This window comes from Thermoleptolyngbya oregonensis NK1-22, assembly GCF_032705245.1.
Lineage (GTDB): Bacteria > Cyanobacteriota > Cyanobacteriia > Elainellales > Elainellaceae > Thermoleptolyngbya > Thermoleptolyngbya sichuanensis.
In genome coordinates this window covers 1773965-1800199 of the sequence record NZ_CP053540.1, presented here as the reverse complement: position 1 = coordinate 1800199, position 26235 = coordinate 1773965, and the positions used below count along the sequence as shown (strand labels likewise).

The 26235-nt window shown below is 57.2% G+C and carries 23 protein-coding genes; 11 read left to right on the top strand and 12 right to left on the bottom strand.

Annotated elements, in window-relative coordinates; genetic code table 11:
- Positions 1–32 precede the first annotated feature (32 nt).
- The gene (gene gshB, locus HNI00_RS07775) at positions 33–1007 is read right to left on the bottom strand and encodes a glutathione synthase (protein WP_316792201.1); all 975 of its coding nucleotides are present in this window, start codon (positions 1005–1007) and stop codon (positions 33–35) included.
- Positions 1008–1163: 156 nt separating this feature from the next.
- Positions 1164–1427 (bottom strand): glutaredoxin 3, encoded by a 264-nt coding sequence (gene grxC, locus HNI00_RS07770; protein ID WP_068509172.1) that lies wholly within the window; start codon positions 1425–1427, stop codon positions 1164–1166.
- A gap of 372 nt (positions 1428–1799) precedes the next feature.
- Between grxC and HNI00_RS07765 the strand changes: the two genes are divergently transcribed.
- From HNI00_RS07765 to mnmE, 4 genes are all read left to right on the top strand, one after another.
- Positions 1800–3029, top strand: coding sequence for an urease accessory protein UreH domain-containing protein (locus tag HNI00_RS07765; RefSeq protein ID WP_316792199.1), 1230 nt, complete (start codon positions 1800–1802; stop codon positions 3027–3029).
- The gene (locus tag HNI00_RS07760) at positions 3001–3471 is read left to right on the top strand and encodes a hypothetical protein (protein ID WP_316792197.1); all 471 of its coding nucleotides are present in this window, start codon (positions 3001–3003) and stop codon (positions 3469–3471) included. The genes HNI00_RS07765 and HNI00_RS07760 overlap by 29 nt, the downstream gene beginning before the upstream one ends.
- Positions 3472–3554: 83 nt before the next feature.
- Positions 3555–4421: a DUF6671 family protein gene (locus HNI00_RS07755; RefSeq protein ID WP_316792196.1), complete on the top strand. Its 867-nt coding sequence runs from the start codon at positions 3555–3557 to the stop codon at positions 4419–4421.
- 243 nt (positions 4422–4664) lie between these two features.
- Entirely contained in the window at positions 4665–6077 is a 1413-nt protein-coding gene (gene mnmE, locus HNI00_RS07750; RefSeq protein WP_316792194.1) for a tRNA uridine-5-carboxymethylaminomethyl(34) synthesis GTPase MnmE, read from the top strand.
- Positions 6078–6275: 198 nt separating this feature from the next.
- On the opposite strand, the gene HNI00_RS07745 is transcribed toward mnmE, so the two are convergent.
- The 3 genes from HNI00_RS07745 to HNI00_RS07735 form a co-directional block, all read right to left on the bottom strand.
- The gene (locus HNI00_RS07745) at positions 6276–8012 is read right to left on the bottom strand and encodes a hypothetical protein (protein ID WP_316792192.1); all 1737 of its coding nucleotides are present in this window, start codon (positions 8010–8012) and stop codon (positions 6276–6278) included.
- A 279-nt stretch (positions 8013–8291) separates the two neighbouring features.
- Positions 8292–9662, bottom strand: coding sequence for a bifunctional UDP-N-acetylglucosamine diphosphorylase/glucosamine-1-phosphate N-acetyltransferase GlmU (gene glmU, locus HNI00_RS07740; RefSeq protein WP_316792190.1), 1371 nt, complete (start codon positions 9660–9662; stop codon positions 8292–8294).
- A 168-nt stretch (positions 9663–9830) separates the two neighbouring features.
- Positions 9831–10892 carry an NAD-binding protein gene (locus tag HNI00_RS07735; RefSeq protein ID WP_316792188.1) on the bottom strand — a complete coding sequence of 354 codons (1062 nt, stop codon included), beginning with the start codon at positions 10890–10892 and terminating at the stop codon, positions 9831–9833.
- 350 nt (positions 10893–11242) lie between these two features.
- Here HNI00_RS07735 and HNI00_RS07730 point away from each other — a divergent pair, with 350 nt between their 5' ends.
- Positions 11243–13564 carry a Tex family protein gene (locus HNI00_RS07730; RefSeq protein ID WP_420156326.1) on the top strand — a complete coding sequence of 774 codons (2322 nt, stop codon included), beginning with the start codon at positions 11243–11245 and terminating at the stop codon, positions 13562–13564.
- 71 nt (positions 13565–13635) lie between these two features.
- Here the strand turns inward: HNI00_RS07730 and HNI00_RS07725 are convergent, their stop codons facing one another.
- Together HNI00_RS07725 and HNI00_RS07720 are read right to left on the bottom strand one after the other, a co-directional pair.
- Positions 13636–14241 (bottom strand): acyl carrier protein phosphodiesterase, encoded by a 606-nt coding sequence (locus HNI00_RS07725; protein WP_316792184.1) that lies wholly within the window; start codon positions 14239–14241, stop codon positions 13636–13638.
- A complete protein-coding gene (locus HNI00_RS07720) occupies positions 14238–15143 on the bottom strand; it encodes a DMT family transporter (protein ID WP_316792182.1) in 906 nt (301 codons plus the stop codon). The genes HNI00_RS07725 and HNI00_RS07720 overlap by 4 nt, the downstream gene beginning before the upstream one ends.
- A gap of 146 nt (positions 15144–15289) precedes the next feature.
- Here HNI00_RS07720 and HNI00_RS07715 point away from each other — a divergent pair, with 146 nt between their 5' ends.
- From HNI00_RS07715 to HNI00_RS07705, 3 genes are all read left to right on the top strand, one after another.
- Positions 15290–16084, top strand: a complete 795-nt coding sequence (locus HNI00_RS07715) for a RecB family exonuclease (RefSeq protein ID WP_277775521.1) — start codon at positions 15290–15292, stop codon at positions 16082–16084.
- A gap of 154 nt (positions 16085–16238) precedes the next feature.
- Entirely contained in the window at positions 16239–17369 is a 1131-nt protein-coding gene (gene cobT / locus HNI00_RS07710) for a nicotinate mononucleotide-dependent phosphoribosyltransferase CobT (RefSeq protein WP_316792179.1), read from the top strand.
- Between the two features lie 113 nt (positions 17370–17482).
- A complete protein-coding gene (locus tag HNI00_RS07705) occupies positions 17483–18115 on the top strand; it encodes a Uma2 family endonuclease (protein ID WP_316792177.1) in 633 nt (210 codons plus the stop codon).
- A 61-nt stretch (positions 18116–18176) separates the two neighbouring features.
- On the opposite strand, the gene HNI00_RS07700 is transcribed toward HNI00_RS07705, so the two are convergent.
- Together HNI00_RS07700 and HNI00_RS07695 are read right to left on the bottom strand one after the other, a co-directional pair.
- On the bottom strand, positions 18177–18392 hold the full coding sequence (locus HNI00_RS07700; RefSeq protein ID WP_172353365.1) for a DUF4278 domain-containing protein: 216 nt from the start codon (positions 18390–18392) through the stop codon (positions 18177–18179).
- A 188-nt stretch (positions 18393–18580) separates the two neighbouring features.
- Positions 18581–19837 carry an MFS transporter gene (locus tag HNI00_RS07695; protein WP_316792173.1) on the bottom strand — a complete coding sequence of 419 codons (1257 nt, stop codon included), beginning with the start codon at positions 19835–19837 and terminating at the stop codon, positions 18581–18583.
- A gap of 152 nt (positions 19838–19989) precedes the next feature.
- Here HNI00_RS07695 and HNI00_RS07690 point away from each other — a divergent pair, with 152 nt between their 5' ends.
- Positions 19990–20679: a VOC family protein gene (locus HNI00_RS07690; RefSeq protein WP_316792171.1), complete on the top strand. Its 690-nt coding sequence runs from the start codon at positions 19990–19992 to the stop codon at positions 20677–20679.
- A gap of 99 nt (positions 20680–20778) precedes the next feature.
- Here the strand turns inward: HNI00_RS07690 and HNI00_RS07685 are convergent, their stop codons facing one another.
- The gene (locus HNI00_RS07685) at positions 20779–21147 is read right to left on the bottom strand and encodes a hypothetical protein (RefSeq protein WP_316792169.1); all 369 of its coding nucleotides are present in this window, start codon (positions 21145–21147) and stop codon (positions 20779–20781) included.
- An 837-nt stretch (positions 21148–21984) separates the two neighbouring features.
- Between HNI00_RS07685 and HNI00_RS07680 the strand changes: the two genes are divergently transcribed.
- Both HNI00_RS07680 and HNI00_RS07675 read left to right on the top strand, forming a co-directional pair.
- A complete protein-coding gene (locus HNI00_RS07680) occupies positions 21985–22632 on the top strand; it encodes a phycobiliprotein lyase (protein WP_316792167.1) in 648 nt (215 codons plus the stop codon).
- Positions 22633–22729: 97 nt separating this feature from the next.
- Positions 22730–23473 carry a DUF561 domain-containing protein gene (locus tag HNI00_RS07675; RefSeq protein WP_420156256.1) on the top strand — a complete coding sequence of 248 codons (744 nt, stop codon included), beginning with the start codon at positions 22730–22732 and terminating at the stop codon, positions 23471–23473.
- 131 nt (positions 23474–23604) lie between these two features.
- Here the strand turns inward: HNI00_RS07675 and HNI00_RS07670 are convergent, their stop codons facing one another.
- Together HNI00_RS07670 and HNI00_RS07665 are read right to left on the bottom strand one after the other, a co-directional pair.
- Positions 23605–25182 carry a B12-binding domain-containing radical SAM protein gene (locus tag HNI00_RS07670; RefSeq protein ID WP_316792163.1) on the bottom strand — a complete coding sequence of 526 codons (1578 nt, stop codon included), beginning with the start codon at positions 25180–25182 and terminating at the stop codon, positions 23605–23607.
- A gap of 482 nt (positions 25183–25664) precedes the next feature.
- Positions 25665–26159, bottom strand: a complete 495-nt coding sequence (locus HNI00_RS07665; protein WP_316792161.1) for a sterol desaturase family protein — start codon at positions 26157–26159, stop codon at positions 25665–25667.
- Positions 26160–26235: the final 76 nt, after the last annotated feature.

The window sequence follows — 26235 nt, the reverse complement described above, 5'->3', positions numbered from 1 at the left end:
GGGATTTGAGTGATGACGCTCTATTAACTACGCTACGGCTCTATTCCCCGCGACTGACTCAGCCAGTCCATCACCTGCTGCCCCAAGCGCACGTCGTTAAGCCGATCGATTTCTCGAATGCCTGTGGGGCTGGTGACGTTGACTTCGGTGAGATAGCCACCGATGATGTCGATGCCGACGAAAATCAGCCCGTCGCGGCGCAGGGTGGGGGCAAGCTGGGCACAAATTTGGCGATCGCGCTCGGTAATCTCCACCGCCGCCACGCGCCCGCCCACTGCCATGTTGCCGCGAAACTCTTTGCCCGTAGGGATGCGGTTCACCGCGCCGATGGGTTCGCCATTTAGCAAGATCACGCGCTTGTCGCCGTCTTTTGCCGCGGGTAGATACTCCTGCACCATGATGGGCACGCGAAACTGCTGGGTGCTGATTTCGATCAGTGAATTCAAATTGCGATCGCCCGGTTCGGCAAACAAAATCCCCTCGCCCGCCTTGCCCCCCAGAGGCTTCATGACGGCTGCGCCCTGCCGCTCCACAAACTCGCGAATCACCTGCTTGTCTGCGGTGACGATGGTTTCAGGAATTGCTCCCGTAAATTGCAGCGCATACATCTTTTCATTAGCCGCCCGTAGCCCCGCCGGGGCATTGATGACCCACGTTTTATCTGGGTTCACATAGTCCAGCACGTAGGTGGCATAGAGATAGGGAATATCCACAGGCGGATCAGTCCGCATGAACACCGCATCCAGGCTGTCTAGCGGCAGAAACTGGCGATCGCCCAGTTCAAACCACACCTCCGCCGCCACCCAGCGCCCTTCTACCAGTTCGACCGGAACCAACCGCACGGGCTGAAGCTGAGCATAGGCCCTGCCGCCCACCACCGACAGCCGATTCGCCTCCGTAATCCACACCTCATGTCCCATCTGCTGCGCCGCCTCCATCAGCGCCACGCTGGTATCGTGGCCTGGATCGAGGCGGTGGATCGGGTCAATGATGAAGGCAAGTTTCATAAATAGAGTCGGGAGAGTCGGGAAATAAAGTCGGGGATTGAGGACGTGAACCGAGGGGGCAGAACAGAACAACGCGGGGCAGCGGCAGAGCGCAAGAGAGCGGGGTGGCCGATCGCCCAGAATCAAGCCAGCGCTTTGCCCCTTCGCCTCCCTTGCTCAGACCCCTGCCAGCATCGCGTCTAGCTTACCCTGCCGATCCAGCGCGTGCAGGTCGTCGCAGCCGCCGACATGAACGCCATCAATGAAGATCTGCGGCAGGGAACGGCGACCGTTGGCGCGATCTGCCATTTCGGCACGGGCGGCTTCATCGCCGTCGATGCAATATTCCGTAAAGTCCACGCCCTTCTTATTCAGCAGAGCCTTGGCGCGAATGCAAAACGGACAGGTACTCCAAGTGTAAATTTCAACGTTCGCCGTCATGGGTTGCCTCAAGTTAGCAATATTTCTTCATCTTACCGCTGCCGATCCACAGGAAGATATCTCACAGCAGCCTCAGCCTCACCACGGTTGCTGGACGGGGAACTGCCCCGGCTAATTTCCCCCCCGCCGTCTAGCCGTCTAACTTTGACAGCCCGTCTTTTGACATCCCACGGGACGGCCGTTAGTGTAGAGAAACCTCGAAACGTCAAGGGCGATCGCGCCGTTTGGCCCCTTTCACCTGCCATCAGCCTTATGTCTAGAGTCCTCTCGTCTAGAATCCTCATGTTTGGAGCCATGAAATTCTAGCGCCTTGAGAACTTCTAGCGCTTTGGAATGTATTTCGTTGCAGCATACAGGTTTCGTTGAGCAGGCATGGTGGATCTGCTGCTAGTCATGACCCTGGGGTTTCTGGGGAGTTTTGGACACTGTGTGGGAATGTGCGGCCCGTTGACGGCGGCGTTTTCTCTGGCAAAGGTGCAGGACAAGCCCCCGACCCCCTGGCAGCAGTTTATTTTTCACGTCCTCTTGAATATGGGGCGCATCCTCAGCTATGCGCTAGTGGGGCTGGCAATCGGTGCAGTCGGCTCGGTTGTGCTGGCCGGCGGGCAACTCGCGGGCGTAGGGAGTCTGGCGAGGCGGCTAATGGCGCTGCTGACGGGCGGGCTGCTGGTGTGGTTTGGGCTGGTGCAGGTTGCGCCGAACGGGCTGCCCAGGGTGCCGCTGCTGCATCCACTGGCGGCAGGCAGGCTGCACGAGCGGCTCGGTCGCCTGATGCAGAGACTTGGCAAGCGCTCCCATGTGGCTACGCCCCTGCTGCTTGGCGCGGTTTGGGGTCTGTTTCCCTGCGGATTTCTCTACGCAGCCCAGATCAAGGCAGCCGACACGGGCAATCCTTGGCTGGGCAGCGCTACCATGCTGGCCTTTGGACTGGGGACGCTGCCGACGATGCTGGGCGTGGGCACGTCTGCGGCATGGCTGAGCGCCGATCAGCGCAGCCAGTTTTATCGACTGGGCGGCTGGGTGACGCTGAGCATTGGTCTGTTGACGCTGCTGCGGACGGGCGACACGATGACGGACTTTACTGGCCACGCCAGTTTGCTTTGCCTGATGCTGGCGCTGGTGGCGCGGCCCCTCAGCGGTCTCTGGAGTGGGCTGCTGAGGGTGCGGCGAGTGCTGGGGGTGGGCGCGTTTGTGCTGGCGGCGGCGCACACGCTGCACATGGCGGAACACACCTGGGGCTGGAACTGGCAGGCGATCGCCTTCATGTTGCCACAACACCAAGGGGCGATCGCCGCTGGAGCCGCCGCGCTGCTGGCGATGCTCCCCGCCGCCCTGACGAGCTTCGACCGGGCGCAAAAGTGGCTGGGGGCAACCTGGCGGCCGCTGCACCTGCTTTCGGTTCCTGCCCTGCTGCTGGCAACGATTCACGCGATCGCCATTGGTTCTACCTACCTCGGCGTGTCGCCTACGAGGTGGCACTGGGCAGGGGCGATCGCCCTCAGTGGGGCAACCCTCAGCGTCTTGCTGCTGCGCGGCCGCTGGGTCTGGAAATGGTTTGGTCAGGAGGAATGGTATGCAGAAGCTCCGTCTCGTCGTTCGTAATGCAAGCCTGCTAGCGCTGCTGGGTCTGTCGATGGCGGCAGGCAGGATTGGTCTGCCCCCCCTCGATCCGGCCAGTGCCCATCAGGTGCAGGTGTCGGGCGAGGTCGGCGGCACGATACATATCGAGCCGCGAGACAATCCCCGCGCCGGAGTTGCCAGCCAGGTCTGGTTTGCGCTGGCGCGACGCGGCGGCCAGACGATTCCCCTCTCCGCCTGCACCTGCCAGCTTGAGGTTTACGCCCGCCCGCGCCGCCAGGGGGATGCGCCCATTCTGTCACCCACGCTGCAAGCCGTTTCCGCCGAGGGTCGCCAGGGCATTCCCGGAGCCACCGTCACCTTCCCTCGCGCTGGCGCTTACGAGCTAGTCTTGCGCGGCCGCCCCGTCACGTCGGGCACGTTTACGCCGTTTGAACTGCGGTTTCCGGTGACGGTAGCAAGGTAATGGGGACTGGCGGGATCGGTCATGGCAGGGCAGGTAAGGTAAAATAATGCCTCAGGACTTCACTCCTTCTCTCATGCTTCCCGATGTCTTCCCACTGGTTTACCGGGCGCACGGCTATTTTGGCGACCATGCATCACAAGGAGGCGGCGATCGCCCCCCTCCTCACGTCCGCCTTCGCGCTAGAAATCGTGGTTCCCGATGGGTTTGACAGCGACCAGTTTGGCACCTTTACCCGTGATATCAAGCGGCCGGCAGATCAGCTAGCAACAGCGCGGCTCAAGGCAATGCACGCGCTGGAAAACCTGGGGGCAGCGCTGGGAACAGAGTTGGCGATCGCCAGCGAGGGCAGCTTTGGGCCCCATCCGCTGATGCCCTACGTACCGCTCAATCGAGAACTGGTGCTATTGATCGATCGGCGGCATGGGCTGGAGATCGCGGGCCACGCCGCTACGCCAGACACCAACTATAGCCATCAGCAGGTAGACAGCCTGGAGGCGGCGCTGAAATTTGCCCAATCGGCAGGGTTTCCCAGTCACGGGCTGGTGGTGATGCCTGCGGCAGAGGGCAGCGACCCCACGGAGATACACAAGGGCATCACGCAGGAAGATCAGTTCCGAGAAATCGTGACCGCGACCCTCAAGCGCCACGGCCGCGCCCATCTGGAAACCGACATGCGGGCCATGATGAACCCCACGCGGATGAAGGCGATCGCCCTCGCAACGCAAGACCTGATCCGCAAGCTGCAACAGACTTGCCCCCAGTGCCACGCGCCCGGTTTCGACGTGGGCGATCGCCAGCCCGGATTGCCCTGCGCCCTTTGCCACGCGCCCACAAGCCTAACGCTAGCCGCCCTCTACCGCTGCACCCGGTGCGGTTTTACTGAAACCGTGCGCTATCCCGACGGTCAGGACTTTGCCGACCCGGCCCAGTGTGCCTACTGCAACCCCTAGCCTGGGCGGAACAGGGATTATTCCAGCAGTCCAAAGCAAGAGAATTTGGACGTTTATGGTGCGATCGCCCTCTAAAAGGGCAACTCAGAGGTAATGTCATTGCATCCGGTTGCCGATGGGGGCCAAGCTGCCGATAGGGGTCGAGTAGCACATCACAGCGGTTCATCGCAGGTTAATCCACCCATTTGCGCGTTTGGGGGCGAGTGCCAGTAGATTGAAGAGAGCGTCCCTTGATTTCACGTCATGACGGCTCCTGCTCTGAAACAAGACACCATCGCGGCGATCGCCACAGCAATCGTTCCTGCTCAAGGCAGCGTGGGCATTGTGCGCCTGTCGGGGGCTGAGGCCGTGGCGATCGCCCGTATCCTATTCCACGCACCAGGGCGACAGGTGTGGGACAGCCACCGCATTCTCTACGGCCATGTGCGCCAGCCCCAAACCCAGACAGTGATTGACGAGGCGCTGCTGTTGCTGATGCTGGCTCCGCGCTCCTACACCCGCGAAGACGTGGTGGAGTTTCACTGTCACGGCGGCATGATGGCGGTGCAGCAGGTGTTGCAGGCTTGCTTGGACTGTGGGGCGCGGCTGGCAGAGCCGGGAGAGTTCACGCTGCGGGCCTTTCTCAACGGGCGCATTGATCTAACGCAAGCCGAGAGCATTGCCGATTTGGTGGGAGCGCGATCGCCCCAGGCGGCCCAATCTGCCCTCGCCGGCCTGCAAGGAAAGCTTGCCCAGCCCATCCGCCAGCTTCGGGCGATCTGCCTCGATATTCTGGCCGAAGTGGAAGCCCGCATCGACTTTGAAGACGACCTGCCACCGCTGGATGAAGCCCTGATCAAAACCCAACTGGCGCAAGTTCTCGCCCAAGTAACGGCGCTCCTCGACACGGCAGACCGGGGCGAACTGTTGCGGAGCGGGCTAAAAGTGGCGATCGTCGGTCGCCCGAATGTCGGCAAATCTAGCCTGCTGAATGCCTGGAGCCGGAGCGATCGCGCTATTGTGACAGCGCTTCCGGGAACGACCCGCGACGTGGTTGAATCGCAGCTCGTAGTCGGCGGCATCCCCATCCAGGTGCTCGACACCGCTGGCATCCGCGAGGCCGAGGATGTGGTTGAGCAAATTGGGGTCGCGCGATCGCGCCAGGCCGCCCAAGCCGCCGATCTGGTGTTGCTCACCATCGACGCTGCCCAGGGCTGGACGGCCGCAGACCAGGAAATCTATGAGCAGGTCAAGGGGCGATCGCTGATTTTGGTGGTGAACAAGATTGATCTGGTAGCTGGGAATGGCGGAGTGGCGGAGTGGCAGAGCGATGGCGCTGTCCCACCTCCTCCGCTCGCTTTGCCCACGGTTTACACTGCTGCCGCCCAAAATCGCGGCATCGACGCACTGGAGCAAGCGATTCTGACCATTGCCCAGGCCGGCAAGCTGACGGCTGCGAACCTTGACCTGGCCATCAACCAGCGCCAGTCTGCCGCGCTCACCCGCGCCAAAACTGCCCTCCAGCATGTGCAAGACACCATTGCTCAGCAGCTCCCGCTGGACTTTTGGAGCATTGACCTGCGAAGCGCCATCCAGGCTTTGGGTGAAATCACGGGCGAGGATGTGACCGAATCTGTCCTCGATCGCATCTTCAGCCGCTTTTGCATTGGTAAGTGAGATTGATTTTGGATTTTGGTTAGTGTCCCGATTTATTCGCCACCCTCAAAATGACCAATCAAGAACAACCATGCTGTAAGGGTTTCAGCAGTTGCCAGATCGCGGTGGCGAAAAACAAAGGACACTAACAATTTCCCAGGTTCTGAACGATTTCTCGCGGGCTGCGCCCGCGAGAAATCGTCCAACTGCGTAGCCCTACTACTGTCCAACCGTTTGCACCGGGGGCATGGGCTGTCCCTGCATCTGCTGCATGATGTGCTGCTGGAGCATTTGCTGTTGCAGGAGTTGTCGCTGGGACATGGGTTGTTGGCGCAGGGGTTGTTGGCGCATTTGCTGCTGCATCATCTGCTGCTGCATCATCCGCTGTTGCGCCATCTGCTGCTGGGCCATTTGGTATTGCGCCATTTGCTGGGGAGAGAGCGCCTGCTGCGGAATCTGTTGCGGAACTGGCTGTGGGATCGGTTGTGGAATGGTTTGCGGGGCGATCGCCTGCGTAGGCTGCGCGACGGGCTGGGTGTCGGGCGCGGCAGAGGGGTCTGCAATTTGGAGCATGGGCTGGGCGGGCTGATTGGCGGCCTGGGCGATCGCTGCTTCTAGGTCAGTTTTGATTTTCTCTACCCGAGGCTCATACAGGGCTAATAGGCGTTCTGCTTCAAACATGGCGCTGGTGTTGGGCGGCACTTGCTGCAACCGCGCCAGGCCTGCTTCCCAGGTGGCGACTACTGCTTCGGCCAGATCAGGGCGCTTCTGACGAATGGCGTGCTGCTGCCGCTCCCAGGCCAGCTTGAGCAACTGCTTGGCTTCGCTGAGGCGCTGTCCGGCTGCCTCTTCTTGCTGAAGCCGGGTTTGCACCAAGGCTAGCTGATCCCGATAGTCTTGGAGTTTGGCGGTGGCTGTTGCATAAAACGGGCTGGCAACGGGTACTGCCTCAAGCTGCTGAATCGCGGCTTCCCACTGGTTCCGAATCAACTGCCAGGTCTGGAGGTTGAGAACCGGAGCCTCGCTGGCCTGGGTAGCGGCGATCGCCCACTGCTCAGCTTGCCTCAACCCATTCAGCACCTCGTTTTGCTGCTGATATTGCTGGCGCAGTTCATTGGATGTTGACCGATGGCGCGACCAAATGGGTACGGTGTCCAGCAGGTCGATCGCCCCAGTGAGGTACTGCTGGGCGGCGGCCAGGTCGGGCGCAGCAGGAGCCTGTGTCACGACGGTAAACGACTTGCTGCCCAGAGATTCTGCCGTTTCCAACTGGGGGCACGCGCCAAGGGTGCAGGGCTGCGTCAGCACGTAGCTGCCCAGAGCCAGCCCGACGGCTCCAATGCCCGCTATCAGCAGGCGATGATCTGCTCCTGCCTCGACACTCTTCTGAGGACTTTGGTGAGGAGTCTGGGCAGATTTGGGGGCTTGTGGAACCGCTTTTTGAACAGCTTGAACAGCTTGAGCAGGGGGTCTGCTGGTGGTTGGCGGGATCGGCTGAGCCTTGGTGCGGGCAGACGGCGCGACAGATGCGGGCTTGGGAATGGGAATGGTGGCGGGTGGAGCAATTGCCCCGGTTCCCGCAATGGCGCTGGCGGCAACCCCCGATAGCACAGGCTTGGGCGGTGTCTGGTTCAGCGAAAACTGGCGGCGCACGTAGGGCTTGGGCTGGCCGACAATCCGTAGGTATAGCCCCACCTGCTGAATCGAGCGAATCTGGAGCGCGTGGATGCGGGCTTCGAGAAGCTGCAACACCTGGCGCGGATTCAGCGACATATCGGTGCGGTGGTTGCCCACCACCAGCAGGCGATCGCCCTGGAGGGCACAGCGCACCGCAACTGCCAACTGGCGCTGGCGGAAAAAGGCTTCCAGCGTGCGTCCTAGCTCTTCGACAGAGAGGGATAACTCGGCTGCGGACGGGTCGGTCGTGCGATCGCTGGGGGAAAGTGTCGCCTGCATAGTCGCCTGCATTAGGTGGCCTGAATAGGTTGCCTGGATGAGTTGCCTGGAGAGAGCCTGTGTTCCTATCGGAAACTGGTTTCTAGCCGGAAACTGTTTCTAGCAGAAACCGGTTTCTAGCGGAAACTGGTTCTAGTGAAAACAGTAGACAAACCCATGCTGGGGTTTCCACCTGCCACTAGAGCTTCTCCAAAGGTTTATCCAGGGTTTATACAGATATTCTTCCCAGCGATCGCGCCTCCGGATCATTCACGGCGCAGAATCTTGGGATTCCCTAGCTCAGGGTGCTGCCACATCCGAGACAGCCGTGAGCCGCCAGCCCGGTTTCACCACCTGCCGCGATCGGGCGATCGCCAGACAATCGTCCGGCAAATCTTCGGTGATCACCGATCCAGCGGCAATGGTCACATCGGCTCCCACCGTCACAGGCGCAACCAAGACGCTGTTTGACCCAGTTTTTGTGCGATCGCCAATGACCGTCGGATGCTTCTTTACGCCGTCGTAGTTAGCGGTGATCGTCCCTGCGCCAATGTTCACTTTCGTACCTAGCGTTGCATCACCCAGATAAGATAAATGCGCGACATTCGTGCGATCGCCCAGCGTAGTTTTTTTTAGCTCCACAAAGTTTCCAATCCGGCAGCCGTTGCCCACCTGTACCTGTCCCCGCAGGTGCGCGTAGGGGCCAATGCGGGTGTCTGCTTGCACGGTGCTGTCCGACACAACGGAATATAGAACCGTCACGCGATCGCCCAGCGTGCTGTTTTCGATCAGACTACCGGGGCCAATGCGGCTGCCTGCACCAATGGCCGTCTTACCGCGCAGGTGACACTGGGGTTCAATAACGACATCTGGGCCAAGGGTGACGGTATCATCAATCGTGATACTGGCCGGGTCAATCAGCGTCACGCCCTGCATCATCCAGGCGTTCTTTACTCGCGTTTGCAAAATGTCATAAGCAGCGGACAACTGCCGTCGATCGTTAATCCCCAAGATTTCCTGATAATCGTCTACATCCACAGCCATGACGGGTGACATCATACTCACCACATCTGTCAGATAATATTCCTGCTGATCGTTATCGGCGGTCAGCTTGGGCAGCGCTTCTGCGAGGTCTGCCCAGCGAAAACAGTAGACCCCGGCATTGATGCGGCGGTTTTGCTTTTGGGCAGCCGTACAGTCCCGATCTTCTACAATTTGCGTCACGCGGTTGCTGCCATCGCAAAACACGCGCCCGTAGCCTTTCGGTTCTGGCAGATGCGCCGTCAGCAGCGTGGCCGCGTTGCCTGCTGAGCGATGGGTATCCAGCAGGTTCTTCAGCGTTTCCGGGCGCAGCAGCGGTACGTCGCCATTCAGCACCAGCACATCGCCTGCAAAGCCGTCGAGATGGGGAATGATCTGCTGCACCGCATGGCCTGTGCCCAACTGTTCCCGCTGCTCTACAAACTCCACCCCTGGAACCGCGCTGAGAGACTCCCGCACGCGATCGCCCCCATAGCCCACAATCACCAACTGGCGATCGGGCTGCACCGCTGCCAAACTGTCCAACACCCGCTCCACGAGCGATCGCCCGCCCAGATCGTGCAGCACCTTCGGAAGGTCTGACTTCATTCGCGTTCCCCGTCCCGCCGCCAAAATTGCTACCGCTAACATGCTGCCTAGCTTTCTGTAATCTCTGCTTGTAACCTGTGTGATTCAGCCTTCATCAACTGGAATCCAGCTTCCCAATCCCACAGTGGGAGTATACCGCGCTTCGGTCGGTGTATTTCTGAGAACTCCCTCAAGTCTGCTAAAAGCTTGCACAAAGTTACCGGAAACACCTCATGAAATTTGATCAACATTGCTAAATGCCATCACAATCAGCGACTCACCCTCGGTCAGTCGGTTGAATTGAGTCCGTTTGGGATTGAGTAAAATATCGCCATTCGCCCGTTTAATACCGATCAGCAAGAGCGGATTCTCGATGTGGGCATCGCTGTACTCGCTGATCCATCGACTTAACTCAACAAACGTCATACCCTGAAGAAACTCTGGATATCGTCCTGGTTCAATAAAATAAAACTCATTGGATTCATCAGAATAAGTTAAAAGCTGTTGATATACTACTGACATATTTTTAAACACTGCGCTCTGGGCAATAATTCCAGAACTGTAATCCCGCGCCGAAATGATTTCGTCTACACCTGCTTCTTTAAGATGTCGATGACGATCTGGTCTTACCAGTTCACCCACAACGTGAATATCCTTCTGACGGCCAGGAATTTGCTCTAGATGCTTAATCGCAAGGGCAATGAGGGCATTTTTTTCGTCGGGCCCTTCGCTATCTTCGTCGGCAAGTAAAATAATTGATTTTGCTTGAGATGCTTGAAATTTCTCTAGCGTGGCATGATGTGTCGGATCGGCCTGCACAAAGTGAATATTGCTAAACTCTTCGAGATCGGCCCGCTCCTCAACAATCGAGGCTGAAATGATAACAATGTCCCGCCGATGATTGCGCCCGACTTCTAGAAGTTGATGCACAATGGCAGGCGCTTTCTCATTCCAATTACAGAGAATAATATGATCTTTGAATGTTTTCATTGCTTTTTCCTTCGATAGCGCACGAGTCACAAAAAAAGATGAAATTTTACCCACGATTGCCCCAAACACAAACGTCCCAAAAATTAGCAAGAGCAACTGAAGGATTTGACCCAAAAAGCTTCGCGGCTTGTCGGGATATTCACCCATCAGCGTAATAATGGCATTGGTTAGCGTTTCCCAGATAGCTTCTCGATTCGTGAGCGCCCCTTCGCTCCACAACAACAGCCCAATCAGGCTAATTAGTATTAATACGATTGCTGTCGTCGCAAACGCAAACCCAAACCGCTCACTTCGTCTCTTCATGCTGCCTCATCACTACCCAGCGCAAGACTATTGTACTCAGCATCGTTGCATTACACCGCTACAATGCTCACCAGGCAAGAGCTTCTTAAGTTGGCTGGAGGCAGTTTGGGGTATGAATAATGATTTAGAATAAATGCCTTAAATCATGCTGTGTCGCTCAGGATCTCGTCAGACTGCGAAAGAGCGATCGCCCTTCATCTAGCAACACCGACACCTCTGGGCGATCGCCCTACTACCAAACCCCCCAATCCAAAATTCAAAATCCCCAATCCAAAATCCCCCCACTCCTGCCTCTGTTCAAGACTTCGGTATAGTGAAAAATGCACGTTGCGTTTCTCTACGGTTCACCCATGATCGACATTCCCAAACTGCTCGCCCAGGAGCTATCGCTTAAGCCGTTTCAGGTGGAAAATGCGCTGGCGCTGTTTGCAGAAGGGGCGACCATTCCCTTTGTGGCGCGATATCGCAAGGAGCGCACGGGCGAACTGAACGAGATTCAGCTCAGGGATCTGGCCGATCGCCATGCCTACCTGACGGAACTGGAGGAACGCAAGCAGACGGTGCTAAAGGCGATCGCCGATCAGGGCAAACTCACCGACGACCTCCAGGCGCAAATCGAGCAGTGCTTATCGAAAACCGAGCTAGAAGACCTGTATTTGCCCTATCGCCCCAAGCGCCGCACCCGCGCCACCATTGCCCGTGAGAAAGGGCTAGAGCCGCTAGCCCAGTGGATTGAGTCGTTGAATCAGCCCAACGCACCCCAGGCGGATTTGGCCGCTGAAGCTGCGAAATACGTCGATGGGGACAAAGGCGTGAAAACGACCCAAGAGGCTTTGCAGGGCGCGTCGGACATCCTGGCAGAGGCGGTGGCCGATCGGGCAGAACTGCGATCGCACCTGCGGCAATTTTTCCTGAATTCTGGCAGCTTCGAGTCGCGCATCAAGCCCGACTTTCCCGAAGGCAGCACCAAATTCGAGATGTATCGTACCTACACCGCGCCCGTGAGTAAGATTCAGCCGCACAACCTATTGGCGCTGCTGCGGGGCGAAAGCGAGGATGTACTGACGCTGAACCTGACCTTCGACGAAGACGAGGTGCAGAGCTACCTAGAGCGCGAAGTGATTCGCACCAAGTCCAAGCCCGTGCGCGAGTTTTATCAGGCGATGCTGCGGGATGCCTTTGTGCGGCTGATGAAAACGTCCCTGACCAGCGAAGTGATTGCCGAGAAAAAGCAGTGGGCCGATATCGAATCTATTAAAACCTTTGAGGCAAATCTGCGGGAACTGCTGCTGGCGGCTCCGGCGGGCATGAAGCCAACGCTGGCCATTGACCCCGGCTTTCGCACGGGCTGTAAGGTGGCGGTGATTGACCAGACGGGTAAGTTTCTGGAATATCAGACCATCTTTCCCCACACGGGCGAGGGGCAGCGGGAAAAAGCAGGGCGATCGCTCCTTGACCTGATTCGCAAATACCAGATTGAGCTAATCGCCATTGGCAACGGCACCGCTAGCCGCGAAACGGATGCGTTTGTGAATGAAGTGGTGAAGTCGCTCGATCACAAACCCGTGAAAGTGATTGTGAACGAAGCTGGTGCATCGATTTACTCTGCCAGTCAGGTGGCGATCGCCGAATTTCCTGACCTGGATCTGACCGTACGTGGAGCCATCAGCATCGGCCGCCGATTGCAAGATCCTCTAGCAGAACTGGTGAAGATCGACCCCAAGTCTATCGGTGTGGGTCAATATCAGCATGATGTGGACCAAAAGCTGCTCAAGAAAAAGCTGGATGAAACGGTCGAAAGCTGCGTCAACTACGTGGGCGTAGACCTGAATACTGCGTCAAAAGAACTGCTGAGCTACGTCTCCGGCATTTCCAGCGCTGTTGCCAACAATATCGTGCAATATCGCAACCAAAACGGCGCGTTTCGCAATCGCCGCGAACTGCTAAAAGTCTCTAAGCTGGGCCCCAAAGCGTTTGAGCAGGCAGCCGGATTTCTCCGCATCCGCAATGGCGACAATCCGCTGGACAATACGGCCGTCCATCCTGAAAGCTACGGTGTTGTAGAGGCGATCGCCAAGGATCTCGGCATCCCGCTAGATCAAGTGACCAAGGCAGGAGAACGGCTGAAAACCCTCTCCCTCCAGCGTTACGTCACCGATACCATCGGCGAACCTACCCTGCGCGACATCCTTGCAGAGTTAGAGAAACCTGGCCGCGACCCGCGTGCCCAATTCACCTACGCCACCTTTCGCGAAGACATTCAGGAAATTGGCGATCTCAAGGTCGGCATGACGCTCGAAGGTGTGATCACCAACGTCGCAAACTTTGGCGCGTTTGTGGATATCGGCGTTCACCAAGACGGTCTGATTCACGTCTCGCAACTGGCCGATCGGTTTGTCAAAGACCCGAAAGACGTGGTGAAAGTGGGGCAGATCGTCACCGTGCGCGTGCTGGAGGTGAACGAATCGCTGAAGCGCATTAGCCTGTCGATGCGTTCCGAGGTAAACGACAAGGCAACCCAGCAAACTGGGCGATCGCAGGAGGGCGCTAAATCCCAAAGGCCGAAGCCCGTTGCTCAGTCCAGCAACCCCAATCTCTCAGCTTCGGGCGATCGCCCCTCCACAGCAGCAACGCTAGACGACTTGAAAGCGAAATTCGGCCGCAAGCGGTAGACCATACCTGAAAGCCCCTGTCCTAGCCAGATTCGCCCGGTCTGATAGGTACGGATTCAATTTTTCATTGCTCAGAAGCCAGAGCCTTTGGCAACCAGGATTGCAACCTGATTGTAGACATATACCTTGAGCGCCGGGAAAAATTGGTGAAAGTCTTGCTCTAGGGCAGAGTGATGATGGTGCAATACACAAATGCTGGAGGCGAGGAGGGGCGATCGCCGCGATCGCGCTGCCATACGCTCCAGAATCATCTCGATACCCGATACTTGCCGATAGGCAGTCAGCCAGTCGCCCGCTAGCATAAACGGCAGCGCCCGCTGGAGCGACGGCGGCAGCAGCGCTTGATAGTGCTGCAAATCGGCGTAGACCCCCTGCACAAACTCCTCCAGCGTCCCCACCCCATAGGTTTGCCAGTGAACCGCTAGGAAATGGTCGTAGAACACATCCACCAGCACCCCCGCCAGTCGGCAGTAGGGCGGCTCTACCCGCGCCTTGCTCTGGCGGACGATGGGGTGGCAATCGGTGTAGGTGTCGATCTGGCGATGGAGCGCAATGCCCCGCTGAATCGTGGGATGGAGCGATCGCACGTTTGCTCCTTTGAGGAAATCGCCCGCTAGGTTGCCGAGGCGGGCCAGGGGGTCGGGTTCGGAGAGCAGCAGGTGGGCGAGGTAGTTCATGCTTTAGGGCGCAATTGGCTCAGCAGCGTGGCCGCCAAAATCACCGCACCCCCCAGCCAGCCGCGCAGGCCCCAGCGTTCGCCCAGCCACCAGAAGGCAAACAGCGATGCAAAGACGGGTTCTAGCGTGTAGAGAATGGCGGCTTCGGTGGCGGAGAGGTGGCGCTGGGCGCTGGCCTGGGTCCAGGTGGTGAGGGCGGTGGCGAAGAGTCCTAGGTACAGCACCACGGCGGCGCTGACGATGAGGGCGGCGGTTTGCGAAGCGATGTGCGGGGCGGCCCACAGTAGACTCAGGAGGGCGATCGCCATCACTTGCACCGTCGTCAAGGCTGTCGCGCTGTAGCGCTGCACAATTCGCTCCATTCGCAGAATATACACCGCCCAGCAGGCCGCGCAGAGCAGCACCCACAGATCGCCCACCCCCAGCACCCCACCCTCCCAGGACAACAGCCCCACGCCAGCCAGCGCCAGCCCTGCGGCGATCGCCACCCGTATCGAAATCTTGCGCCCCAGCAGCCGCGCAAAAATCGGCACCAAAATCACATTCAGGCTGGTAATGAACGCGGCCCGACTGGCCGGAGCCGTTTCCAGCCCGATTGCCTGCGTCAAAACTGCACTAAACATGAGGACGCTCACCCCGATGCCGTCCAGAATCAGTCCTTTGCTGAGGTGCGATGGGGGGGGCACTGGAGCGACTGCCAGCGACACGGAACGCAGGCGCATTCCAACAACAGGCAAGAGGGCGATCGCCGCCACCACAAACCGCGCCATCACCAACACCGACGGCGATAGCGTCCCTAGCGATGTCTTAATCAGCGGAAAGGTAGAACCCCAGATGACATTTGATAGCACCAGAATAAAAATGCTCCACTGCCGAGCCGTTACCTTTGGCATCCTTGGCATGACCAACGAACTCCCCCCTCTACCCCTACCCTGCCCCCTCTACTCTATCCCTAGTGCATCCGAACTCTACCTAAAACCCATATCTAGTGTCATCATATAAAAACCCTCTGGGTCTGTTGAGTTTCTGTCGCATTTCTACAGTCCGCATGACCTACTCGCTCTCCGCTGCCAAGCTGCAAAGCTACTACCGCTGTCCACTCGCCTACTACTTTCGCTATGAGCGCAAGCTGCCGGGGGCGGCATTTTTTAGCTCCGCAGCGCTGGGAACGTCGCTGCATCAGGCGCTGGCTCAGATTTACGACGACTGGCATTATCAAGACCCGATTCCCCGCTTGGACTGGGTGGAATATTGCTGGAATCAGCACAGCAGCGGACTCACGCCAACTCAGGTGAGCGAAGGTCGGCGCATCCTGCAACGCTACTATAACGGCTTTATTGCAAATCAAAGCGCAATTCGGCGGCCGCTAGCGGTAGAAGGGCGCATCCAGGGGACGCTGCGGGTGCAGGATTTGGAATTTACGCTGTCGGGTCGCTATGACCGAATCGACTGGCTGGAGGACGGGCTGGAGCTAATCGACTATAAATCCAGCAAGGATAGTGAGGCGCTATTGCCCGATGAAATCGATTTGCAAATCGGGTTATATTATCTAGCACTGGAGCAGCGCTATCAAAAGCACCTGAAGCAACTTAGCTTATTGTATCTGCGGACAGGCGAGAAGGTTAGTTACACAGTCACGCCCGACCATCGCCAGCAGGTGGAGTCGATTATCGGCGAACTAGCGCTGCAATTGCGGCAAGACCGTTCCTGGACTCCGTTTCCGGGTGAACAGTGCGATCGCTGCGCCTATGCCCGCTATTGCCCCGCCGCCCGCGCCAATCCCGAACCTCTGCCCGAAGAGGCCCAGCCAGAGCCGGGGTTGCAGCTTGTGCTAAGCCTGTGAGGTTTCAGCACAGGTTAGGAATGGTTGCGATTCCTGCCCGGTGTCTCTGAAAAGCACAGCCTGGGGCCGTAAGCTAAAAGCAGGGCAGAAGCTCTGGGTAGCCTTCTGAAATCACCAATCCTAAAATCTAAAATTCAAAATTGGTTCAGAGCCTATGACCTTGGGCGTTGAGTTGACCTGGCCGCGCTGCTACGGAAACATCGCGCAGGGCGATCGCTGGCTTCGGCAGTTTCAGGGAGCGCGATCGCAGTTTGCCTGTGTGCTAGGGTTTACCGAGACAGGGCTGATTCCGGGCATTTCTGCTGCGGGAGCTACACCCGCCGATCGAGAATGGACGGCGATCGCCGATGCCGAATTTCTCTACCACGGGCCTCGGCCCAATCCCCAGTTTCCGCTGCCACCGCTGACGGCGGGCGCATCGCCAACGCTGATTTCGCGGGCGGTGGTAGAAGGCTTTCGCTTGCCGCTGCATTTGCTCAACGCCGGACTGCGCCACGCGCCGACCGTTCCCTGCATCGACGTGGGCGGCACGCCGGCCCGCTGCGTATCGACTGGGGCTGCGCTGGAGCTACCAACGGTGCTGCGGCTGCTGCAAGCGGGACTGGACTGGGGCGATCGCCTCGCTCAAGCACAACCTGATGCTTACTTACTGATTGGCGAATGCGTCGTCGGCGGCACGACTACGGCCCTTTCCGTACTCACAGGACTGGGCTGGGCCGCCGCAGGTAAGGTCAACAGCAGTCATCCTGCCTGCAACCATGCCCAAAAGTGGGATATCGTATCCGCTGGGTTAAATCGGGCCTTGGAACAGGGAACGCTCGCACCAGATAATCCCGACCCGCTAGCCGTGGTGGCGGCTGTGGGCGACCCGATGCAGATTGCCGTCGCAGGGATGGCGATCGCCGCCAGTCGAGTCACCGGAGTCTTGCTGGCAGGCGGCACGCAAATGCTAGCGGTCTACGCGCTGATGCGATCGCTCCAGCACCATCACGGGCTAGACTGGCCCGCAGAACGGGTGGCAGTGGGAACGACGCGCTGGGTGGCCGAAGACCCCACAGGCGACACAGCAGGACTCGCCGCTGACCTAAATGCGCCGCTGCTGGCCACGCCGCTGAGCTTCGCCGCCTCGCGCTATGCCAGCCTGCGGGCCTACGAGCAGGGCTATGTCAAAGAAGGGGTGGGAGCCGGGGGATGTGCGATCGCCGCTCACCTGCTGGGCTGGCACAATGCGGACTTGCTCAGCGCAGTGGAATCCCTGCTGCACCGCGCCGGAAAAGAAACCTAGAATAAGGAATCAACCCATTTGTCAAGGCTAGATCGCCAGAATCGATCTGCCCGCTTGACACGTTTTTGAACCCTGATTGGAACATCTCCTGGAACTAGCCCTGGAATTGCCCTATGTATGCTGTCATCTCCCGTGAAAAGATACACCTCCCTCCTGGTAGCGTGGTGCGGATGCCCGGAACCTGGCAAGACTACTGCGCCCTGCGCGATAGCCGGGGCGATGGCTCTATCCCCCGCATCAAGTTTCGTAATGGAGAAATCTTGCTGATGAGTCCTTTACCCCGCCACGGCCGCGAAGCCCATCTTCTAGCCAGAGTTGTAGAAATTCTCTTAGATAGCGAAGAGCGAAACTACGAGGCCTTTACGCCCATTACGATGGATATTCCTGAATCGGGTGGGATTGAACCCGACTATTGCTTCTATATCGATCACTGGCAGGCGGCAGCAGGCAAAGACCGCATCAATTGGCAAACTGATCCACCGCCTGACCTAGTGATCGAAATTGACGTAACCACCTACACCGCTGCCGAGGATTACGCGCCCTATGGTGTCCCCGAAGTGTGGCTATTCAAAAAAAGCGGTCTAAAGATTTACGCTCTGCAAGCGGAAAGCTATGAACTGCAATCCCACAGCCGCTATTTTCCGGCAATTGACTTACCTGCATTATTGACTCAGGTTCTGGAGGCTGCCGCGACGCAGGGGACGGGTGCTGCGCTGCGAAGCCTGCGTCAACAGATGGTCGGCTAACGGTTGCCATTGCTCCTCTTGCAGAGGGTTAATTTAGGACGTTTGGATTCGCTTCTGGTGACTACAGGGCAATACTCTTCGCCCGCCTGAGCGGCATCACCAGCACTGGACGATAGCTTACGCCGCGATATCTCAGGTTGATAAACGGCTGGATCGGCATGACAGACGAGTAATATAGCGTCATGGGGATACCGCGATAGCTGCCTTTGATCGTTTTAGTGGTGGGGAGTTTTGTGCAGGGCGTGTAGCGAATGCCGCGATAGGTCAGTTGCATCATGGGTGTCCTTGGGTGAAATGGGGGCTTTGATGTCTCTGTTATAGGGCGATCGCCCCTAGATGCGCGATATAGAAAAGTTATGGAATTTCGCCAACCTTAACTCTGCTTAACTTTTCAACTCTGTATTTAGCTGGCAGAAGGGTTGGATCATATTTTGAATCATAATTAGAATGCTGGGATGATGCGTTCTAGATTCGCTCAATCGGTCTAGAGAACTGGCGAAATGCAAGTCCGCTGATGCTGCAACCCAGTCCCCCCAGCATCAGAAACAGAACGCTTAGCGGAAAGATCTGAGACAGCGGCTGAACCCCTGCTCCACCCAAGGTCATGCCGCTGTCAAACCCCGCTAGGAAAACGCTGTAGACTCGCCCTCGTACCGTGAGCGGTGCTGCAAAGGACACGATGGAAGACAGCACTGGGAACAACGAGCCGAATCCCAAGCCGTAGATGACTGACCAGAGGAGCAGCAAGGTGGGGGCGATCGCCACGCCCACCAGTCCTATCCCAGAACACAGAATTCCCACACTCACCACCCAGCGCGGAGACACGCGGTTGCCCCAGCGCCCCAGCGCAAACCGCACCAACACCGCCACCAGCGCGTTTAGGCTATAAAATACGGCCGCGTCGGACACCAGCAGCGGCAAAAACGTGACCACTGCACCATGCAAAAATGACCCGGTGAAGAACAGCAGCGTGGCATCGCGCACCGGAAACTGCAAAATCACGTTCCACGGAAAGGCTGCCTTTTCTGGAGCAAGCTCGCTTGACTTACTTGACTTACTTGACTTACTTGGCTTACTTGACTTACTTGATTCACTTGATTCACTTGATTTATTTGAGACGGCAGCGGATGATACTTCTGAACTTGCAGCCGTCTTCCAGGGCAGCGGCAGGGTTAGCACAAATCCCAGCAGCGTCAGCCCCGCCATTGCTCCAATCACGGGCACAAAGCCTGCGCGTGCAAAGGCGATCGCCCCCAGCATTGGCCCTATCGAAAATCCGATCGTATTCGACATAGCCAGATAGCCCAGCAGCGCCGTGCGGCGACGGGTCGGCACCACATCCACCAACAGCGTTTGCGAGGCTGTGGCGAAGGCTGCCTGACTGATGCCGTGCAGCACGCGCACCCCCATCAAACAGTCAGGATTGGGCGACCACCCATACAGCGGCAAGACCACCACCATCAGCCCCAGTCCCAGCCAGAGGACTGGCTTCCGTCCCCAGCGATCAATCAGCCAGCCAATCAGCGGACGAAACAGCAGCAGCCCCGCCGCCATCGCCCCAACCACGAACCCCACGCCCGCATCCTGCCAGCGCTGGGTCACATACAGCGGCAGCACCGGAAATAGCACCGTCACTTGGGTAAAATACACCAGCATTCCGGCGCAGATACAAAACGACCAGAGCCGGGTTTTAGGAAAAGATTCGGTCAGACGGTTCAGCAATAACTTTGTTTAATCGAAACAAGGAAACGTAAGGGCCACAACATGCCGACGGCACTGGCACAAATAAAGGGCAAACTTGCATATGGGATGCGCCCCTCCTGTATCCCTTATAGCCGCTAAAATGGGGCATTGATCGGGCAGGCAGCCTGGAGATGAACGCAGAACTGGAGCTAGACCATATCTTTGTCTGCACGCCGTTCCTTGCGGCAGATGCCCAGCGGTTGGTGGAGTTTGGGTTGCAGCCAGGGCGATCGCGCATCCATACAGGCCAGGGTACAGAAAATGTCTGCTTTTTCTTTGACAATGCCTATCTAGAATTGCTGGGGCTTCAGGATGAGGCAGAGGTGCGATCGCCCCTTGTGGCCCCACTGGGGCTGTGGGAACGGCTGCACTGGCAGCAAACCGGAGCCTGTCCCTTCGGCATTAGCCTGCGGCTGAAGGCAGGCACACTGGAAGCGCGGTCTTCGGAAACCTGGAGCTATGCAGCCCCCTTTTTGCCCTCCGGTGCAACGCTGCCAATCTTCACGCCCCCCGGTGCAGTGGAGTTGCCGCTGGTTTTTCTGTCGCCTGTGGCAGTGATACCCGCCCAATCACCTGCACGTCCTGACCTGCCGCTAGAGCATCTGGGCGATCGCCGTATCCTAGAGCAGGTCTTGCTTCAGCTTCCTGCCGCAACCGCGCTCCACAAAATGCCTTCTCTGCTCAACCACCTAGCACAGATCCAGATTGCGCCTGCTAAATCGCCCAAAAACCCCTTTCATTTGGAGCTAGTTTGGCAAAGCAGCACTGACCCAATTGCTCACACATTCAGTCCTGATTTGCCTCTTTCGATTCGCAGCTAAAAATCTGGAAGTTATGAAATCTGGAAGCTATGTTCTGAAGCTATGCTCTGAACCTATGCTCAACAAACGCTCATCCCCAAGCCTAGCTTATCCCCAAGCCTAATGGATGCGCTGAGACAGCAGTTGCTCTTCGAGGGCAGCGATGCGATTATACGCGGCTGTGAGTTGCGCCGTGAGCCGCTGAATTTGCACCTCCGGAGAGAGCGATCGCTCTCCGCTGTGGCTATCCGACTCCAGAAAATCGTCATCCGACAGCACGTCTTTATGATCCATTTCTGTTTCTAAGCCATAGCGCTGATTATAGGATTGACGTGCTGAAGTCGTTCCTGAGGACGATCGCTGACTGCGATCGGCTAGCAGCACTTCCGAAAAAACTTCTGTGATTCTGTTGCTCAACTGCTCGATAACCTGGTGCAGCGCGTCAACTTTAGCATTTAACTCGACAATTTGTTCCCGGAAAGAGTCCATAATGACGCCTGTTCCCTTTTACTGAGTATGAGTCTATCTTATGAAAGGCTTGTCCATAGGTTCCATTTATTCCTGAATCATTTAACGTTTGGAAAATTCATCAATCAAGGGGCTTCGTGCGGAGACTCAAGGGTTTCAGCGATTTCTGTGGGCGTAGTCTTGATAACAATTGCCCTTGCCCGCATGAGTTCCAGGCTTAACAGCAACTTGTGCAGAAATGTTTACACCAGGAGGCGAAAAATCGTCAGATCGCTGACGGGTTTCTCGCTTTATATTGCCTTAAGAATTGCCGAGAAATCATCAGAAGTATGGTTTAGAAAATATGGTTTAGAAAATATGGAGCGAGTGTGTAGCGAATCCGCAGCTCACATGCAGCGAATATGCGGCGAATATTCCTGGAATTCCTCGATTGTGCGCTGATTGTTGAAGATGTTGCATTGAGAATCGAACGGCTTCCTCTGAGGAGGATGTTTGAAAAGTCCTACTGTTTGTAGCAAAGCGTGCAAGCTCCCCCTAAATCCCCCCTTAAAAAGGGGGACTTTAAGGCGGTTTCCCCCCTTTTTAAGGGGGGCTGGGGGGATCTCTGAGTGCTTAACATTGCAGGTGATACCTTTTCAAACACCCTCTGAGCTTCTTTGCAATTAGAGGCGATCGCCCTTTGTTATCCAATGCCTAGATTCCGTGCCTAGATTCAATGTCCAGATGTTCAGTAATATGCCCCTATCTGGGATGGCAGGCCCATTCAGGGCGAGCATTTCAGATTAAACTGAGCTTAAACTGAGCGTTAAATAAGCCTCGGAATTAAGTGTTGAATTTGAATAGTGTGGCTGACCGCGTATGTTGAATTTTCAAGACTTCTTTACAAACTGCGCTGGACTTTGGAAGACGGAACGGATTTATCATTTCCTGCTGAAGGGCGATATTGAACGCTCCTACACAGAGTTTCGGGCAGACTCTCTCGATGCAGCGCAAAAGCAGCAAATTCTCAAAACCGCTTCGCCATCGGGTGAATTGGCTGGAATTCGGCTGGATCTCGATCAGGCGGCTCTGGGTCACACCTGTCCTGGCTTTGCCATTTCCTTTGATACAGAATCGGAACGGGGCGAAAAGGTGTCGATGAGCCTGAAGGCGCTGTTTGTGCCCGATGCGCTGGTGCTTCATGCCGACGAGCGCTACCAGGGATTGGCGCTGCCCGTGGCGGCGCAGGTGTCTACGGCTCCAGAGAGCGAGGTGATTCAGGGCTTTTATCTGCGGGATGAGGGCTATTCTGAGGCAGGGGCGATCGCCGGCCGATTTACCTATCAGCCCATTCGCCAGACCCTAGAAATGACGACGTTTTATAACCGCTCTGTGGCGGTGGATCAAATGCGGTTTATTGCGCCAGACGTGCGGATGCGAACCATCGTTACCTATCAGCGGCCGCCCGCAGGCGAAACGCCGACCGTGATTGACCTGATTGGCTTTGGCGTAGAGCGCAAAAGCTAGACCAAGCAGCATTGCCCAAAGCCAATAGACCAGCGCTCCGCCGATCCCCCACCTGTGGCACAATAAACCGTACTGTTTGCCGAAGTAGAGAGACTTTATGACCATGAATGCCACGCTTCAAACGGCGCTCCAGCAGCGGACGGCGCTGAAGGTGATTAGCGGACTGACCAACTTTGAGGGCGATCGCGTCTGTGCCATCGTGCGTGCAGCAGAGCAGGGCGGCGCAACGTTTGTGGATATCGCCGCCAGTGCCGATCTGGTACGCCGAGTCAAAGGGCTGATCTCGCTGCCCGTGTGCGTGTCCGCCGTTGATCCCGAAGCCTTTGTGCCCTGCGTCGAAGCCGGAGCCGACCTGATCGAAATCGGCAACTTCGACGCTTTTTATGCCCAGGGTCGTCGGTTTGAAGCAGCAGAAGTGTTGGAACTGACCCGCCGCACCCGCGCCCTGCTGCCCCAGGTCATGCTCTCCGTCACCGTGCCCCATATTCTGACGCTGGATCAGCAGGTACAACTGGCGGAAGATCTAGTCAACGCCGGAGCCGACCTGATCCAGACCGAAGGCGGCACCAGCAGCCAGCCTGCTCACCCCGGCACGCTGGGACTGATGGAAAAAGCGGCTCCTACCCTTGCCGCTGCCTATGAAATCTCCAAAGCGGTGAGTGTGCCCGTGCTGTGTGCGTCGGGGCTGTCGAGCGTGACGGCTCCACTGGCGATCGCCGCAGGGGCATCAGGCGTGGGCGTGGGGTCTGCCATCAACCAGCTCAATAGCGAAGTGGCGATGGTCGCTGCGGTACGGAGTATCGTGGAGGCGATCGCCACCCCGGTCAACGTCCGTCAATAGCCTGCGGAATCAGGACGGTAGAACGGCAATCAGGTTGTAGCAGCGTGATGGGGTAGGAGAGCCGCACCCGCTTCTTCGTTTCCCCTATCACGCTACAGCCTGTAGCCGCCAACGTGCGTCATTGCCGAACGCTATGCGGCCGCGGTTTGTCTTGCCTGATCCGCCTGAAGCCGGGCCTCTTCGGCCAAAAACTCCGCAAGCTGCGACTCGATCTCGTCCTTGACAATCTGGCGATATTCCAGGAAGTGTTCATTGAGCGCACAGATTGATAGATAGTGATCCCACACGCGGGGATTATGACGGAGGATGCCGATCAGGTTTGCCCAGAAGCGGAAGCGCGTCTTGCGAACCACGCCCTGCCGCCAGAACACGATCAGCATGGCGCGAATCACCGTCCACGACACCGAGCGCAGCTTGGACTTGTGCTTCGGTGTGCCTAGCTTTAAAAAGTGACGATAGGTGCGGTTTAGATAGGTCATCGGGTCATAGAGTTCCCAAAAGGCATTCACGTATTCCCGCGTAATTTCCTCCAAGGGTCGCGTCGGCACAAAGTTCATCAGCGTGGTCTGGTTGATATTCGCCACTTTGCCCCGCAGCCGTCCTTCTTTTTCCAGCCGATGCCACAGGGCCGTATCAGGAAGCGCCTGCAACATGCTGAACAGGGCTGTGGGCACGGCGGTTTTTTCCACAAACCGAACGATGCGATCGCCCGCCCCTGGCTTTTCCCCATCAAACCCGATGATGAAGCCCGCCATCACCCGCAGCCCCGCCGCGATAATCGCATCCACAGAATCCGACAGCGAATCGCGGGTGTTTTGGAACTTTTGCGTCAGGGCGAGGCTGTCTTCATCCGGCGTTTCCACTCCCAGGAAGACGGCGTTAAAGTTGCAGTCCACCATCATCTCCATGAGTTCGGGGTCTTTGGCCAGATCCACCGACGCTTCTGTGTTGAAGTGGAACGGATACTGATGCTCCTGCATCCATACTTTCAACTCCTTGAGCAGCAGCTTCACGTTGCGCTTATTGCCAATGAAGTTGTCATCCACCAGGAACACCGTGCGTCGCCAGCCCAGTTCGTACAGACGCTCCAGCTCTGCCAAAAGCTGCTGGGGTTCCTTAGTTCGCGGCTTGCGGCCATACAGCACGATAATGTCGCAAAACTCGCACTGAAACGGGCAGCCGCGTGAAAACTGCACCGACATATTGTCATAGGCATCCAGATCCAGCAGTTCAAACCGGGGAATCGGCGTATTCGTGACATCTGGCTTCTCGCCATTGGCACGAAACACGCCCTGGGTGTCGCCCCGCTGCACCGCCTCCACAAACATCGGCAGCGTAATTTCGCCCTCGTCCAAGATCAAAAAGTCCGCGCCTGCGCCCTGCGGCTCGTGGGGCAGCGACGTGGCGTAGGGGCCACCCACTGCGACCGATTTGCCGCGCCGCTTGGCTTCGCGGATTTGAGCCATCATGTCGTCTGCCTGGACAATCATGCCGGAGATAATCACCATCTCTGCCCAATCCCACTCTGCCTCGGTGACGGGGCGGACGTTGCGATCGACCAGCTTAAATTCCCAGTCCTGCGGCAAAATGGCGGCGACGGTAATCAGCCCTAGCGGCGGCAGGAGTGCCTTGCGATCGACGAGGGCCAGCGCTTTCTCGAAAGACCAAAAGCTTTTTGGAAACGTGGGATACAGGAGCAGAACACGCATAGGGGTAGTGACCTCACACCGCCAATTTTTAAAGAAGGAGATTTACCAGTGGTTGTTCAGACGAAAACCACAGATCATTCCTCAGCAACTCTCTAGAAAATGCCTAGGAAGACTGGCTAGAAAATGTCTAGGAAGACTGGCTGCGAAAGAATGTCCAGGAAAAAGAATGTCTAGAAAGAATGTCTCGCTATTCTGCCAGGAGGCGGTGACTGCTTAGAAAATCTTCAGAGTGTCTTTAGCCTAAGTAACTTGAAGCACTTATTAAGAGCTTGCAGCACACATTACCACAGAGTTTGGGCTGGAGTGACGGATAGTGGACAGTTGATCCGCCTGCTGTCTATTTTTTTCCTGGTTGAACCTGTCCGATGAGAATCCCCTAGCAAACAGCTAAAAAGGGTTCAAAGCCCAGACTGCTGAAACCGGGCTGAGCCTGAACCGGAATGGAAGGGGGTTAGCCAAACCCTGTAAAGAGTCCAAACCTGTCACCACCAGCGGAGTTGCAGGTAGTTTCTTTCAGGACGGCTCAGTTCTTCTTCGGTCAGCCACTCGGTGGGCTTGTAGGTGCGGAAGATGTGATCCCACCAATCGACGGCTAGCCCGAAGTTGTGGTTCCATTGGCCATACTTATGATGAACATAGTGGACAGGCATCTTCATCCAGAACACCTTAGTCGGGTTTTCGTGCTGAAGCTGGTGGGCGTAGGCAGAAAAGGCGGCGAAGGCGAGTGCGCCCGCGACCCAGCCGGGGGCCCAACTGGCTGAAAAGAAGAAGGGCACGATCATGGCGATCGCACTGCCTTTGACGTAATCCAAAAACTCCCAAACTACGCCCTGCCCTTCATTGCGGCGATGATGATCAACGTGGCGCTTGCCGACGCTGTTGGGCTTGAAGTGCATCAGGCGGTGAACCCAGTATTCAACGAAGCTGGCAAAGATAAAGGCGGTTAGAAAAGCAATAGCAAGGGCGATCGCGCTCATAGCAACTCGTTAAGAACAGTAAAGACTCCACACCACGTTTTTTAGTGTGCCATGCGTGCCAGATTTTCGGGGGTTG